Source organism: Salinibacter sp. (genome assembly GCF_036626415.1).
Lineage (GTDB): Bacteria > Bacteroidota > Rhodothermia > Rhodothermales > Salinibacteraceae > Salinibacter.
The window spans coordinates 15,964-30,774 of the sequence record NZ_JAZKRW010000020.1 but is presented as its reverse complement, the minus strand read 5'-3'; the positions used below and the strand labels follow the sequence as shown (position 1 = coordinate 30,774).

14 protein-coding genes are annotated in these 14,811 nt (G+C 67.0%); 4 read left to right on the top strand and 10 right to left on the bottom strand.

Going from position 1 to position 14,811, the window contains the following annotated elements:
* The 3 genes from V5A20_RS04185 to V5A20_RS04175 all read right to left on the bottom strand — a co-directional run.
* A partial coding sequence (locus V5A20_RS04185) for an oxidoreductase (RefSeq protein WP_332316431.1) occupies positions 1-824 on the bottom strand: 824 nt, incomplete at its 3' end.
* Positions 825-889: 65 nt separating this feature from the next.
* Complete coding sequence (gene ribA / locus V5A20_RS04180; RefSeq protein WP_332316430.1) at positions 890-2,251, bottom strand: GTP cyclohydrolase II; 1,362 nt, start codon at positions 2,249-2,251, stop codon at positions 890-892.
* 302 nt (positions 2,252-2,553) lie between these two features.
* Positions 2,554-4,614: an aldo/keto reductase gene (locus V5A20_RS04175; protein ID WP_332326780.1), complete on the bottom strand. Its 2,061-nt coding sequence runs from the start codon at positions 4,612-4,614 to the stop codon at positions 2,554-2,556.
* A gap of 387 nt (positions 4,615-5,001) precedes the next feature.
* On the opposite strand from V5A20_RS04175, the gene V5A20_RS04170 reads away from it, so the two are divergent.
* Positions 5,002-5,319 carry a hypothetical protein gene (locus V5A20_RS04170; RefSeq protein ID WP_332316428.1) on the top strand — a complete coding sequence of 106 codons (318 nt, stop codon included), beginning with the start codon at positions 5,002-5,004 and terminating at the stop codon, positions 5,317-5,319.
* A gap of 51 nt (positions 5,320-5,370) precedes the next feature.
* On the opposite strand, the gene V5A20_RS04165 is transcribed toward V5A20_RS04170, so the two are convergent.
* The 5 genes from V5A20_RS04165 to fdxA all read right to left on the bottom strand — a co-directional run bounded on the left by V5A20_RS04165 (position 5,371) and on the right by fdxA (position 8,360).
* A complete protein-coding gene (locus V5A20_RS04165) occupies positions 5,371-6,402 on the bottom strand; it encodes a lipoate--protein ligase (protein WP_332316427.1) in 1,032 nt (343 codons plus the stop codon).
* Between the two features lie 81 nt (positions 6,403-6,483).
* Positions 6,484-6,966, bottom strand: a complete 483-nt coding sequence (locus V5A20_RS04160; protein WP_332316426.1) for a hypothetical protein — start codon at positions 6,964-6,966, stop codon at positions 6,484-6,486.
* A 116-nt stretch (positions 6,967-7,082) separates the two neighbouring features.
* The gene (locus V5A20_RS04155) at positions 7,083-7,313 is read right to left on the bottom strand and encodes a ferredoxin (protein ID WP_332316425.1); all 231 of its coding nucleotides are present in this window, start codon (positions 7,311-7,313) and stop codon (positions 7,083-7,085) included.
* 51 nt (positions 7,314-7,364) lie between these two features.
* Complete coding sequence (locus V5A20_RS04150) at positions 7,365-7,883, bottom strand: BrxA/BrxB family bacilliredoxin (RefSeq protein WP_332316423.1); 519 nt, start codon at positions 7,881-7,883, stop codon at positions 7,365-7,367.
* 132 nt (positions 7,884-8,015) lie between these two features.
* Complete coding sequence (gene fdxA, locus V5A20_RS04145; RefSeq protein WP_332316331.1) at positions 8,016-8,360, bottom strand: ferredoxin FdxA; 345 nt, start codon at positions 8,358-8,360, stop codon at positions 8,016-8,018.
* Between the two features lie 327 nt (positions 8,361-8,687).
* Between fdxA and V5A20_RS04140 the strand changes: the two genes are divergently transcribed.
* The gene (locus V5A20_RS04140) at positions 8,688-9,344 is read left to right on the top strand and encodes a helix-turn-helix transcriptional regulator (RefSeq protein ID WP_332326779.1); all 657 of its coding nucleotides are present in this window, start codon (positions 8,688-8,690) and stop codon (positions 9,342-9,344) included.
* 86 nt (positions 9,345-9,430) lie between these two features.
* Here the strand turns inward: V5A20_RS04140 and V5A20_RS04135 are convergent, their stop codons facing one another.
* Both V5A20_RS04135 and rsmB read right to left on the bottom strand, forming a co-directional pair.
* Positions 9,431-10,624, bottom strand: coding sequence for a hypothetical protein (locus V5A20_RS04135; protein WP_332326778.1), 1,194 nt, complete (start codon positions 10,622-10,624; stop codon positions 9,431-9,433).
* 51 nt (positions 10,625-10,675) lie between these two features.
* On the bottom strand, positions 10,676-12,022 hold the full coding sequence (gene rsmB / locus V5A20_RS04130; protein ID WP_332326777.1) for a 16S rRNA (cytosine(967)-C(5))-methyltransferase RsmB: 1,347 nt from the start codon (positions 12,020-12,022) through the stop codon (positions 10,676-10,678).
* A 545-nt stretch (positions 12,023-12,567) separates the two neighbouring features.
* On the opposite strand from rsmB, the gene V5A20_RS04125 reads away from it, so the two are divergent.
* On the top strand, positions 12,568-13,068 hold the full coding sequence (locus tag V5A20_RS04125; RefSeq protein ID WP_332315745.1) for a hypothetical protein: 501 nt from the start codon (positions 12,568-12,570) through the stop codon (positions 13,066-13,068).
* Positions 13,069-13,184: 116 nt separating this feature from the next.
* Positions 13,185-14,807: a tetratricopeptide repeat protein gene (locus tag V5A20_RS04120; protein WP_332315744.1), complete on the top strand. Its 1,623-nt coding sequence runs from the start codon at positions 13,185-13,187 to the stop codon at positions 14,805-14,807.
* Positions 14,808-14,811 lie beyond the last annotated feature (4 nt).

Genomic DNA, 14,811 nt, shown 5'->3' with positions numbered 1-14,811 from the left:
GACCGGTGGAAGTGGCTCCCGAGGTCGATCGGGGCCGTCTTCGTTCCGTACCACGACCCGACGACGACCCGCCCAGCAAAGCCGGTGTGCTGGACGGCCGTGTCCAACACGCTGGGCTGCCCCGTAAGCTCGTATACGAGGTCGGCCCGCTCGGCCTCGGACGACGCGCCGCTGGACGACGCGGCGGCGTAGCCGTCCATCTGCTCCAGATCGTCGGCGGACGCAACGGCCTGCGCCCCGGCAGTCTCCGAGCGGGCCCGCCGGGCGGCGACCGGATCGATCGTCCCCAGCGTGCCCAGCGGATGGTCGGCGAGGAGGCGGGTGGTGAGCAGCCCCACCACGCCCTGCCCGAAGACCAGGACCGTCTCCCCGATCATGGGCTGCCCGTCCATCACCAGGTTGACGGCCGTCTCCAGCGACGGGATCATGACCGCATCGGCCAGATCCACAGGCTCCGGCAGCCGAAGGAGCGCGTCCGTGGAGGCGACGAACTGGGACACGTGCGGTTGAAACGAAAACACGGACGCTCCCTTCCAGTCGCGCTCGACCCCCTCGCCCAGCGCCTCGACCTCTCCGACGCAGGCGTACCCGTACGAAAGCGGGTACGACAGGGTGTCGCCCTGAAGCGCGTCGATGGAGGGGTCGGCGTCGAGCGTGCCCGGCACGTTCCCCTCATACACGAGGCGCTCCGTGCCCGGGCTGATGGCAGAATACTGGGTGTGCACGCGCACCTCTCCGGGGCCGGGCGACGGAGCGTCCTCCGTCACCGTCTCGGCTTGTTCGGGGGCAGAAAACTGGATGCGCCGGCGGGTGTTTTGAGGCATGCGGGGGCCGTTCAACAAGCGGGGGCCGTTCAACAAAACGAGGGGCGGTGAGGGCGGCAGGGCGCTTAGTCCGACGAGGGCCAGACCGGGTCTCCCTCCACCACCAGATCGTCCCCGTACCAGCGCTGCTGGATGTTGGTCAGGCGCGGGAACGCACCGGGGCCCTCCGCGGCATCCGCTTGTGCCAGGGAGCCGAGCGCGGGGGTGCCCCCAACAAACATCGGGGCGACGGTCACGATCACCCGCTGCGCGTGCTGCCGCCGCAGAAAGGCCGTAAGCACCTGCGAACCCCCTTCCACCATCACACTGGCGACGTGCCGCCGGCCCAGTTCGTCGAGAAGCGAGTCGAGGCAGACGCCCCCATCCGGCGCGCAGGGGAGCTCGTGAATCGTCGCGCCCTGCGCCTCAAGGGCGTCGCGGCGGTCGGGGTCCGGGTCCGGCGCAGTAAAGATGAGCGGATCCGGCCCCTCACAGTCGAGAAGCTGGGCGTCCGAAGGAAATCGAAGAGAGGAGTCCAGAACGATGGGCACAGGATGGTCCTCCTCTCCTCGTCGGGCGTTGAGGCGAGGGTCGTCGGCCAGAACCGTCCCGATGCCGACAAGGATGCCATCGTGAAGGGCCCGGAGGCGGTGCGTAAAGTCCAGCGCTTTCTGCCCGCTAATGGGCAGTGGAGTGCCGGTGTCCGACGCGATGGAGCCGTCCAGGCTCTGCGCGTAGGTGAGCGTCACAAACGGGGTGGCCGCCTCGTCAAAGTGGCGCTCCATGCGCTGCTCAAGGGACTGGAGCGAACTGTCGTGGGCGTTGCTTTGAGAGTGCCCGTTCGTGGGGCCCAAATCCAGGATGTGGCGCATCCGGTTGACCTTCGTCCGCAGATAGTCCTCGTTGTGGCGGTTGACGTGCGGCGTCAGGGGGGCACGCTCCTCAATCTCCACCCCGTGCTCGGTCAGGTCCTCAATCTTTTCGGGGTTGTTGGTGAGCAGGCGCACCGACGCGACGCCGAGGTCGTCCAGGATCGTCGCCGCGATGGCGTAGTCGCGCTCGTCGGCCTCGTGGCCGAGCATCCGGTTGGCCTCGACGGTGTCGTACCCTTCGTCCTGCAGGTTGTAGGCGCGGAGCTTGCTCTGCAGCCCAATGCCCCGTCCCTCTTGGCGCAGATACAGAATGACCCCCTGTCCCTCCTCCGCGACACGACGCATGGACGTGTCCAGCTGCTCTCCGCAGTCACACCGAAGCGAGCCGAGAACGTCCCCCGTGAAGCACTCCGAATGGGCACGCACGAGGACGTCGTCGTGTCCCTCAACGTCGCCACAAACGAGCGCCAGGTGATCCTTGTCGTCTTCGCTGTTCTCGTAGAGAATCAGTGTAAACTCGCCGTCTACCGTGGGGATGCGAGTGCTGGTAAGACGGCGAACGTCGGGAATTTCCATGCTGGGGCGTGGCGTTCAGTCTCGTGATAGAGCGAGAAGCCCGGGGGCAAAACACCCTCGATGGGATGGCGAGTGGATGCTTGCTCGGGGAAATGACTGCCTTGAATGCATCACAGAATCAGCGCGTAAAGATGGAAGCCGAAATGCCTGGCTCTCGAAAGGTGTTTCCGAGGCGTCATTCTGTTACCAGATTCGGAGAACTCTGTGATTCCTCTACAGGGCTTCGCCTTCTTCCGGGTCGACCGGACGATCGCGGTAGCAGTACCGCCCGCAACAGTCCCCCGGAGCGGCCCCCTCGTCCTCTACCGCGCGAAGTCCGGTTGGTGAAGCGCATCGATGGCGGCCATGTCGTCCTCGCTCAGCGTGAACCCGAACACGTCCGCGTTGCCGTGCACGTGATCAGGATTGGTACTGCACGGAATGGGGACGACCCCATGCTGGAGGTTCCACCGGAGCACCACCTGTGCCGTAGACACGTCGTGCGCGTCGGCGATGGGCCGCAGGGCCTCGTCGTCGAGCAGGCCCGGGGCGGAGAGGGGCGAGTGGGCCATCACCCGAATTCCCTGCGCGTGGGCGACGTCGACCAGCTCGGTCGGCTGGTGGTACGGGTGGCATTCTACCTGCACGACCGCGGGGGGCACCGCCGCACGGTCCAGGAGCCCCTCCAGCTGGTCGCGCGACACGTTGCAGATGCCAAGGGTCTGCGTCAGGCCGTCCTCGCGGAGCGCCTCCATCTCCCGCCACGTCTCGGCCAGCGTCACGTCGGCCTCCAGGGGCGCCCCCGCCTCATCGGTCGGGAACGTGAGGGCCGCAGCCTCCTCGTGCGAGAGGCGTGACACATCTCCCAGCGGCCCCTGGTGCTGCCACGCCGTGGGCCAGTGCAGCATGTAGCAGTCGAACGCATCGATCCCCAGGCGCTCCAGCGAGCCCTGCGCCGCGGCCCGCAGGTGCTCCGGACGGTGGTTCGTGTTCCACGCCTTCCCGACCAGGAACAGCCGGTCCCGCGGCGGGCCCAACGGTCCGTCGAGCAGCCCCCCCAGGGCCGCCTCCGTCCCGTAGAGCTCCGCGGTGTCGAACAGGCGGACGCCCGCCGCCAGCGCATCGGCCATCGAGTTCTCAAGGTCTACGTACGTCGTTCCGCCCCGGTAGCGCGAGCAGCCGAACCCGATCGGCGGAAGATCTACGGCATCGCCATCCGGGCCGTCCGAAGTAGGCCGGGACTCGGTCGTAGTAGCCGTGTCGGCGGAGCCGGGCAGCAGCGGATGAACGGTGCGGTGCGGCTCCGTCGCCCCCGTCCACGGCCACAGATCCGGTGCGGAAAACTCCATCGAGTCAACCGCGACGGGCGCGCCGGTCTCCGCACAGGCCTCGATCGCCTCCATCACGGCGACGAGGTGGGCGGCCTGACGGCCGGACGCGCGGGGCGGCTCCCCAGTGCGGACGGCCCGGGCGGCATCCGCCGCCGCTGCTGCATACGACAATGGGGCCGGGCGGCGGGGAACCGGACACGGACGGTACGGCGCCCCGAGGCGCGCCACCTGAAGCAGCGGCGCATCGGTGTCCCCGTCAAAGTTCCCACAGTCGTCGAGGTACAGGGACCCGGCGTCTCCGTGAAGCTCGAGGCTCGAGAAGTGCTGCGTCTGGTGCGGAACGTACAGGCTCGCCGTGAGCTGGACGCGCGTCCCGCTCTCCATCTCCAACGTCGCCGCAACGTGATCCGACGTGTCCACCGTGAAGGTGCGCCCGTCGTGCTCGTGCTCTTCGAGCAGGAGTGACACGTCGGCTGTGCGGATGCGCGTGACCGGTCCGAAGAGGGTCGTCAGGACGGTGAGCGGGTACACGGCCCCGTCATGGAGCGGGCCGACGCGCAGAAACGGCTCCGGGTTCGGGTTCCACTCCGTCGTGCGCCCAAAATTGCCGACGGCGTACGCCATCCGAACCGGCCCGATGTGCCCGTCGCGGAGGAGGCGCGCGGCGTACTGCTGGGCATCGGCCTGCCCGGAGATGGGGGCACCGCCGAGCACAAGCCCTTCACGATCCGCGAGGTCGACGAGGGCACGAGCCGTCTCGGCGTCCAGCGCCAGGGGCTTCTCGCTGACCACGTGGCGCCCGGCCTCCAGGCATGCTCTCGTGACCGATGCGTGGGCGTCGTGAATCGTCAGGTTCAGAATGAGGTCGGCGCCGCTTTCGGCAAGGAGGGTCTCGAGGGCTCCGAAGGCGTCGGCCCCATACCGTTCGGCGAGCGACTCCGCGCGGCTTCTCTCCAGATCGGCCGTGGCCACGAGGGGAAGGTCCGGGTATTCGGACAGTCCCTCGGCGTAGGCCGAAGCAATCTCGCCGCAGCCGACAATTGCAACATCCATGTGGTGCGAAAACGGAAGCTCAAAGCGTTTGAACGGACATTTTCCCTCGCATCGGACGCGTTGCTGCGTCGGGCCGTTCCGGCATCCAGGGCGCGAGACGCCCTCCTTCCGGGAGGCGGGTCCCCGCCCACGGCCGCCGCCGACGTTCACCGACTTCCCCCCGCCACGCGAGGACTCTGGCACACGTCGATGGACGGGCGCAGCCCCAACGAAAAATCAATTTCCGCTCCACATCTCTCGCGATTCAGCTCAAAACCCGAACGGGCTCTTAGGGATATGAGACGGAGCCTCATTTTGGGAAGCCCCGAAGGCCCTCTTTCCGCGAACGCCATGGCGCAGACCGCGCCGTCAGGATTTTCTTCATCTATTTCCGTTCCTCTTCCTACCATGCCCGAGTCAGACAACCAGTCCGAATCCGTGCCAAACGGCGACCGTGAGGTCATTCGGGACCGACAGTTTTCCGGGTCGCGCGTCCTTCTCGACGGAAAGCATTTTGAGGAGTGCGCCTTCGAGACCTGCACGCTGATTTACAAGGGCGGGCCGCCTCCGCACTTCGTCCGGTGCGACTTCGCCGCGCCGCGATTTGTCTTTGAAGGGGCGGCCCAGAGCACCCTTCAACTCATGAGTGCAATTTACAACGGAATCGACGACCGGATCATCGAGAAGACCTTCGACGAAATCAGAAAAGGGTTCGGGAACGAGTAGGGACGGCGCGCACGCTCTTTCTGCCTGAGGCCCGCGTCCACTCGTGGGGGGTCAGCCCCGCGCGTAGAGCAGATCCCAAAACTGGTCGTTGGAGAGCCCCCCGAGCAGGGGAGACACGTCCACCTCCGCCAATTTTTTCCGGAGGGCCTCCGGATCGTAGGGAGTCCCCCGGAGGTGGTGCTCCAGCGGGGCCGTCGTGCCCCAGGTGCCCAGAAAATCCCCGTAGATCTGAATGCGGTCGATTTTTCCGTCGTCGATGCTCATCCGCACGTCGACCTCTCCTTCGTCGAACCGGTCCCGACGGCGTACGTCGAAGGACGGGGCGGCTCCCACCGTCCACTCCCACCGCCGGTAGCGCGTCTCGGCCAGGGTCTCCACGGCGTCCCACTCGTCACGGCTGAGTGTGTACACCGGCGTGTCGTTCTGGGGGAAGAGGCCGTCGATGAGGCGGCGCCGGAAGGTGGGCACGTCGTAGACCCGCCCGCCCACCTCCGCGATGTTGGCCACCCGTTTGCGCACAGACTGGTGGGCCTTGGAGTCGATCTTGTCCGGCGTCACGTTCAGGGCCTGGGCGAGGGCCTTGCGGTCAGTGTTGAACATGAGCGTGCCGTGGCTGAACATGCGCCGCGAGGTGGAGAACTGCGCATTTCCCGAGATCTTGCGCCCGTCGCCGACGACCAGGTCGTTGCGCCCCTCCAGCCGGGCCTCTACCCCCATGGACGCAAGCACACGGCACAGCGGCCGCGTGAACCGCTCGAAGTTGTGCAGGCGGTCCGGCTTGTAGTCCGTCATGAAGCTGAAGTTGAGGTTCCCCTCGTCGTGGTACACCGCGCCGCCGCCGGACATGCGGCGCACGACCTGCACGTCTTGTTCCTCAACGTAGGCGCGATTGATCTCCTCCAGGGTGTTCTGGTTGCGCCCGATGATGATCGAGGGCTCGTTGACGTAGAAGAGAAGGTAGCGGTACTGCGGATCCAAATTCCGCAGGGCCCACTCTTCGAGTGCAAGGTTGAGGGGCGGATCCGTCACGCCCTCGTTGTCGACCAGCACCAGCGGGTCCGGACGGGCAGGCGAGGAGTCCATGGGGAACGGAGACAGGGAATGGGCAGATCGCAACATCGGGGGAGCAACTGGGCCGGAGGACTGGCCGGACCATCTCGGCCGTTACCCGCCCGACATGGACTCATACTCCTCTTGCTGGGCCGGCACGACGTAGGCGTCGAAATACCAGCTCGTCGCCTTCTCGAACGTGACATAGGCTCCTGTGCCGAGCGTCGCCACCAGGAGGATGAGAAGCGCCAGATTCTTGCGCTTCCGGGACGGATCGATCGCGCACTGGTTTTGGCGGCGGTGGTAGAGCCACACACCGCCCAGCCCGACGGCTGCGGCGAGGCCGCGCAGAAGCCAGGCGCCGAGTCCCGCCGAACCGTCGGGGGCGTAGAAGAAGTCGGCGAACGAGATGGCGTAGATGCCGCCCATCAAGCCCAAGGCGAAAAGGACCGCCGGGGCCACGCAGCAGATCATCCCGGCAAGTCCCGCTGAGGCGGCTACCTTGAGCCCCCAGTCCCACAGGCTGGGAGGCGCCTCTTCCGTTGAAGGGGTGTCGTGGGTCTTTTTGCTCGGGGAATCCGACGGGGGAGCACTCATTATGGGATGGGTTTGTGCGACGCACGGCGAGCAGAAGGACTTCGGGGCCTCCGTCCCGTCCGGACTGCCGGCTGACGCGTCGGGACGCCTCGTTTGACGGCCAGCGGCGTGTTCTGTTACGGGACGACCTGCTCGTCACCGTCGTAGACACGAAGCGCATCGACGGGGCACACGTTGCAGGCCTCTTTCAGGCGCTCGGGATCGATGTCGGGCGTCTCCTCCTGGAAGCGGACGAGGTTCTGTTCGTCGATCTCGAAGATCTCGGCGGCGAGCCCGACGCAGCTGCCCGACCCGATGCAAAGGGTCCGGTCAATCTCGACAGTCAAGCCGTTGATGTCTCGTTTCATCGTTGCAGAAAATTGATGCGTCTGGGAAGACTCGGGCAGGCGGCCTGCGTGCTAGCGGATCGACTGGAAGGTGGACGGCGGGCCGTCGGCGCTGGGGGACGGGCCCGGGTCCGGGCGCTTCGGGGCGTCGGAGGGGGGCGCCTCGTCGGTGCAGTAGGCCTCGAAGGCCTCCACCAGGTCCTCCGCAATCGAGATCGCCTCCCGGCCCTCGATGTGCGTGCGCTCGATAACGTACACCGGCTGGCCCTCCCGAAAAACCGCCATAAAGGGCGAGGACGGAGGAATGCCGGGCAGGTACGTCTCCCGGACATGATCAGTGGCCTCCAGGTCCTGGCCCGCGAAGACCGTCACGGCACGGTCCGGCGTCGGCTCCGCCTCCAGGGCACGCGCCACGGCCGGGCGGGCACTCCCCGCCGCGCAGCCACACACAGAGTTGATCACGAGAAGTAGAGAGTCGGTCTGGGCGGCGTCGAAGGCCGCGTCGACTTCGCCGGGCGTGGTAAGTTCGTCGACGCCGAGGCGCGTGAGTTCTTTGCGCATCGGCTCGACCATCGATGATGGGTAGGGCATGGCAGTCAGAAAGAGAAGGGTCAAGAATACAGAATGCGTTCCAGGGGGGCCGTCGCATATCCGTCTCTTTCAGGATGCACGGCGAAGGCGTCCGTCCCGAGGGGATCCCCGTGCGTCCGATCTCGGGTCCCCCTACACGTCCCAGGTGAGAATGTCTTCTTCGGACTTTTCTTTGTCTTCCCACGCCTCGGCGTCCTCGAGGGGGCCGGTTTTCTCGGTGACGTTGTAGCCCAGCTCGCGCCACTGGTTGGACAGGTACTCATTCCACTGAATGTAGTGCTCCTGGTCCTCGGGCAACTGGTCGTCCGGGTAGATGGCCTCGACCGGGCAGACCGGGACGCAGGCGTTGCAGTCGATGCACTCGTCGGGCTGGATGGCCAGGAAGTTCGGGCCCTCGTAGAAGCAGTCCACCGGGCAGACCTCCACGCAGTCGGTGTACTTGCAGTTGATGCAGGGCTCGGTAACGACGTAGGGCATGCCGTGGAGAGCGAGGTCGTTCGCTGTGGTCGCGCAGGCGGGACGCCGGGACGGCCGTCCCTGAGGGCGCTCGTTCCGAGACCTCGAAGCGAGGCGCGCTCATGACGGGCCAGGGCTCCCTCCACGTTCACGACGCCCCGTCGGCGTCGTCCCTTTGTTGGAGAGACCCTGACACATGAACCAAGAAAAGGGATGCGTCGGCATTTTCAATGCTTTACGTGACGAATATCTTTTAATTGACATTTTCTACACAAAACCGTACCTTCGCAAAGCAGGTTTGGGTACGGGCTTCATTTTTTCGAAGTCGTCTCAATCGGCCCCAATGCCATGGTGTCCCTCGACCTCCTCCAGTCCGAGACAAAGCGCCGGCTCCTCGAACTCATGAAGCGCCGTGGGGAAGTCACCCTCAGCGACGCGATGGAGGTCATCGACCGGGCGCGCCCCACACTGCGCGACCACCTCGACCAGATGGGTCGCGACGGGCTCGTGGCCCGTCGCACGAAGCAGCAAGGGCGGGGGCGTCCGAGCATGTGCTATCGGATGACCCCGTTCGCCGAGCAGCTTTTTCCGGGCCAAGAGGCAACCCTCTTCGCCGACTTTCTGACTCACCTGCAGGAGAAGGGGCACGGCCCCCTCATCGAAGACTTCTTCGAGGCCTTCTGGGACGCTCGCCTGGAAAAGGTGAAGGACCGCCTGACGGAGCCCCTGGAGACGGCAGGCGTCCAGCAGATTGTGAACGTCCTCGAGGAGGTGCTCCGGGAGGAAGGGTTTATGCCCGAAGTCCATCTGGACGACGAGCGCGTGGTCGTTCAGGAGTGCAATTGCCCGTTTTCGGAAATCGTCGACGCCACGGATCTGCCCTGCGCCTCGGAATCCTGCTTTTACGAGGCCCTCTTCGAACGCGTGGAACGGACGGCGCACATCCCAGAAGGAGACTCGGCGTGCGTCTACGAACTCCCCGTCCTGGACGCCAACGAGGCGTAACTCTTCAATCCGAGACGCAAGCGGAGCGGCACAGTGTGTCCCCCGGAATGGCCGCGTTGTCGCCGGGCACCGGCGGGCGAACGCCCTCACTCCTCCGGCCGCCCCAGGCCGGGCTGTTCGAGGCGGAGCTGGGCCGAGATGCGATAGGAGTAGCCGAGGTCGTCCGCCACGAGGCCCGCAAAGTCGCCAAAGCTGAAGTCGACAGATACCTGCTCCAGGTCGAGCCCCGCGCCGACCGACGGCGTAAGGTCGACCCCAATCGGATCCCCCACCTGGAGGCGCTGCACGCCGCCCCGGAGCTCCACGACCCCGGCGTAGCGGAAGGCCGCCCCCAGTCGTGGCCGGAACGACACGTCGCCGACGTTGGGAACGAGGGCACGCCGGCCGTCGACGGCGACGTCTACGTCGAGCCCTACGGTAAGCGTGTGCCCGTTCCCCACCGGCCACGCGGCCCCGGAGCCGAGCCGCGCCACCGGCAGCACGAGCGCCGTGCCCCCCTGTGGGATGCGCTGGTCGAATACGGCCCGGTAACGGGTCGCGTTGTCTTCGATCAGGGCCCCCTCGTCGTTCAAGCAGGCCTCGAAGGGCTGCTCGTCGATCGGATTGATGCAGTTGACCTCGAAGGCCTCGGGGTTGACGCTCCAGCTCTGCAGCATGGTCGTCACGTCGCGCACCACGACCCCGAGCCGGTACGGCCCCGCCCGGTAGCGGGCCGCCAGGTCCATGCTGTAGCCCCAGGCGTTGGCGAAGTCGCCGATGGAGCGGTGAATGCCCTTGAAGTTCACCCCGACCGAGAGTTGGTCGCTGACGGCGCGGCTGTAGTGGACGAACAGCGCCCAGTCGGCCGCCGAGAAGCGCGTGATGCGGCTCTCGTAGTCGGGCAGCGGACGGCCCCGGTCCGGGTTCCAGGCCGCGAGCGTGTTCACGATGTCGTTCACCCCGCTCCGAAAGACCGACACGCCGACGGTCGACTGGGCCGTCACCGGCATCGCAATGCCGCCGTAGTCGAACGACACGGCCCCCGCAAAGCGCTCCACGTGCATATATCCGATCTCTGGGTAGGCCAGGCCCTGGAGGCCGGCGGGGTTCCAGTACCCCGCACTCACCTCGTCCGCCAGCCCGACGTACGCCCCGCCCATCCCGAGGGCCCGTGCGTCCACGCCGCCCGCCAGAAACTCGGCGCCGTACTTGGCAATGCGCTGCCCGTGGGCAGGCCCCGCCCCGAGGATTGCGACCAGCAACAGGCCCAGCACCGATCGCCCGAGCCACCGAATAAACATGCCGGAGCGTACACGTATGAGGAAGATCGAAGCGCACTCTCGGGTTCACGCTCAAGCGTCGTCGCGCCGCAACCGGGCCGCAAACGCCCCGTCCATCCGGTGGCGGTGCGGGAAGGTCGCCAGAAAGCCCCCGTCCGCGACCATTTCGTCCGGCACGTGGCCGTCCGCGGACTCGACCGTGAACCCATCGTGGCGGGCCAGAAAGGCCTCGACGCGCTGTTCGTTTTCTTCGGGCTCGGTGGTGCAGGTGCTGTAGACCAGAAGTCCGCCGGGGCGCACGAGCGAGGCCGCCGCGTCGAGCAACTCGTCCTGGAGCTCGGCCATGTCCGCCAAGTCGTCCGGCGACCGCCGCCACCGCAGGCCCGCCCGCTTGGCAAGCACCCCCATCCCCGTGCACGGCACGTCCAGGAGCACCCGATCGCCCTGCGGCGGGTCCGGCTGGGCGGCCCAGGTGCGCAGGTCGGCCGTTTCGGTCTTTACCATCCCAGAAAGGCCCTGGGCCGACACCGCCTCCTCGACCCGTTCCAGGCGCTGCTCGTCGCGGTCGACCGCGTAGATCGTCCCCGCGCCCTCCATCCGGGCCGCCGCGTGCATCGCCTTGCCGCCCGGCGCGGCACAGCCATCGATGAGCGTCTCGCCGGGCTGGGGATTGAGCAGCTCCACCACGAGGCCGGCGCTCTCGTCCTGCACCGCCACGTGGCCGTCGTCGAGCAGGTCGCCCTCGATGAGGGCCTGAAGGCGCTTCAGGCGCAGATACCGGTCGAGGTAGGGGGAGTCCACATGCACCACGTCGTGCTCATCGAGCCACTCCGCGACCTCGGGCTTGGTCGTGCGCAGCGGGTTGACGCGCACGCTGTACATGGGACGCCGGTTGTTGGCGCGAAGCAGCTCGGTGGTCTCGTCGAGCCCGAAGCGGTCCAGCCAGCGTCGTACCATCCAGGTCGGATGGGAGTAGCGAAGGGCCAGGTCTTCCGCGTCGTCGCCCGTGTCGGGGTTGGGAATGTGCTCGCGATCGCGGTCGATGGTGCGGAGGACGCCGTTGACGAGGTTGCCTGCGCCGGGGCGGAGCGCCTTCTTGGCAAGCTCCACGTACTCGTCGACGGCCGCGTGGGTGGGGGTCGACTGGAACAGCAGCTCGTACAGCCCCAGCCGCAGGATTTCGCGGAGGCGGTGCTCCATCGAGTCGTAGTCGCCGTGGTAGGCCTCCCCCAGCACGAAGTCGAGCCACCGCCGCTGCCGCGTGACCCCCGCCACCAGTTCGCGGGCCTGTCGGCGGGTGCGGGCGTCGGCATCCTCAATTGTCAACTTGTCGACGAACGCCTCGTCTTCCCGCACCCGTTCCAGGTGGTCCAGGGCATGCACACGGGCCGGCGAGACGGTATCGATGGTGACGTCCATGGGTAGTCGAAAGCTCCAAGATGAGTAGCAAGACACAAAGGATCCAACGCATGACATCGCCGGCCGTTTTCCGGGGCGGCCCGTCGGCGGGTCCGGCCCTCCTTTGATCCCTTCTCGGCGTGCAGGTTCTCGGCGCGCTCATCGATCGCATCGGGGCACTTGTCGTAGACGGCACTTCTGCTGAGCATCGTGTCCGCCACGGCCGTTGCTTCCTCCGCCCGGCCTGCCCCGTCGATCAGAAATTGCCGTGCCCCGAGGGTTCCCGCAAGGCCCGCAAGGCCTTGGTCGCCCTACGAGGCGCCGCATCGGCGCGAGACCGAAGAGAGCCGTTCCCCTCCGCCAAATGTCACACGGAGGGAACACGGAAATCGGTCATCTCCGTGCACCGAACCTCAGAAGACCGCACCGGTATCGAGCGTCCGATTCAACGCGTCGTCCCGAAGGTCCGGTCCGACCATTGACGGGCCTGGATGCAACGGCGCCGTGGTGACGATCGGAGCCTGCCCTGCGGACTCGAGTGTTCTTCCTCTTCTGTCTTTCTGCTGATGCGCCACCTCCGCCGCAAACTGACGCTCCGCGCCCACGGTGAGCAGATCGTGCTCGTGAAGCGCACACAGGAGCGCATCGAGCACGTCTGGATGAAGGCGTTCCTGTGGGCGCTCTTCCTGCCCGATCACCCCGACCTCGACGTCGAGGTCGACATCGGCGACAAGTACAAGCCAGACGTCGTGGCCCTGGACCCGCGTCGCGGGCGCCCTGCGTTCTGGGGCGAGGCCGGGGCCGTGGGGCCGGACAAGATCGAGCACCTCGTGTCTCAGTACGCCGATGTCCCGCTCGTCTTTGGGAAGTGGGACCGCGCCTTGGCGCCGCTGCTGGAGACCGTGGAGCGCGCCGTGCACACGACCGAGCGGACAGCCCCGATCGACCTGCTCCGCTTCCCGCCCGACAGCGCTGAGCGGTTCGTGGACGACCGGGGACGGATCTCCGTGTCGCGGGATGCACTGACGTGGATCCGAGTCGAAAACGCGGAGGCGTGGCCCTCGTAGTGCTGACTAATCTCCTCACCTCTCCAGACGCCTCTTCCGGTCTCAGAGCGTCGAACCTTTGCCGATGCAGGATGTTGGCTGGGTCCACGTCGTCCTCGTCACACCGTCCTCACGCCATGCGACGCCTCGCCCGCAGCTTCGCGCTCTGTCTCGCTCTCTCCCTGCTCGCCCTCCCGGTCCAGGCCCAGGAGACCGACTGGGGCTCGACCAAGTTCGAGAACTCGGGCGCCGAGGCCGCCCAAGAGCCCTTCCTCCGCGGCCTCCTGATGCTGCACAGCTTCGAGTACGACGACGCGCGCGCCGCTTTCCAGGAGGCGCAGACGATCGATCCCGACTTTGCGATGGCGCACTGGGGCGAGGCCATGACCCACAACCACCCGGTGTGGATGGAGCAGAACCGCGAGGCGGCGCTGCAGGCCCTTCGCGACCTGGGCGCCACCCCGGAGGCCCAACTCGACGCGGCCCCCACCGCCCGTGAAACTGCGTATCTCCGCACGCTCCATGCCCTTTATGGCGTGGGAACCGACGATCCGATGAGCAAGGAGGCACGAGACGACGCCTACGAAGCCGCGATGGCGAACCTCGCGGAGCAGTACCCCGACGACCTCGACGCGCAGGCCTTTCATGCCCTTTCCATTCTCGGCACGGCCCACGAGGGCCGCGACTTTGCCACGTACATGCGTGCCGCGTCGATCGTGGAGGAGGTCTTCAGCGAAAACCCGCAGCACCCCGGCGCGGCCCATTACCTGATTCACGCCTACGACGACCCGGTGCACGCCCCCCTCGGCCTGCGGCCCGCTCGCGTGTACGCCGACATCGCCCCGGCGGCGACCCACGCCCTCCACATGCCCTCCCACATCTTCTTCGCGCTCGGCCAGTGGACGCGCGGGGCCGCTTCGAACGTCGACTCGTACCAGGCGGCGGAGGAAAAGAGCGAGGCGTCGGACGAGGGCCTGAGTGGCGGCGGCCTGCACGCCCTCCACTGGCTGCACTACGCCCGCCTGCAGCAGGGCCGCTACGAAGATGCCCGGTCCGTCTTCAGCACCACACAGACCCACGCGACGGATTCGAGGGTCCAGACCGGCTACGCCGACTACATGCGCTGGTACATGCCGGTTGCGTACGTCGTGGAGACGCAGCGGTGGGGCCAGTACGATGCCCTTACTGAGGCGATGAACGTGGAAGCTGACTCGCTTGATGCCCGCGGCGCCGTCACCCTGCACGCGGGCCGCGGCCTCGCTGCTGCTCAGCAAGGCAATCTTTCGGCGGCGCGGTCGGCCCTAGAAACGGCCCAGTCTGCCCTCGGGGACGACCCGTCGGACGCGCTCCGGATTCAGGTGCTGGAACTGGAAGGGCTGGTCGCCCTCAAGGCCGGCGAGACCGAGCAGGCCCTTTCCCTTATGAAAGAGGCGACCACCCTCGAGACGGAGCGCCCACTCAACTTTGGCCCGCCGTTCCCCGCCAAGCCGGCCCCCGAGCTCTACGGCGAGGCCCTGCTCTCCCTCGACCGGCCGGCCGACGCGCTGGCGCAGTTCAACACGACGCTGGAGCGCTACCCGGACCGTGCCCTCGCGCTCTGGGGAAAGGCCCGCGCCGCCGCACAGACTGGGGAGTCGGCCGCCGCCGAGGCCGCCCGGTCCACCCTGTCGTCTCAGTGGGATGCGGCCGACGCCTCCGTCCGCCGCCGGCTCAACGCTCTCGCCGGCGCGCCCGACGCGGGCACGACGGAGTCGAGGTAGCTCC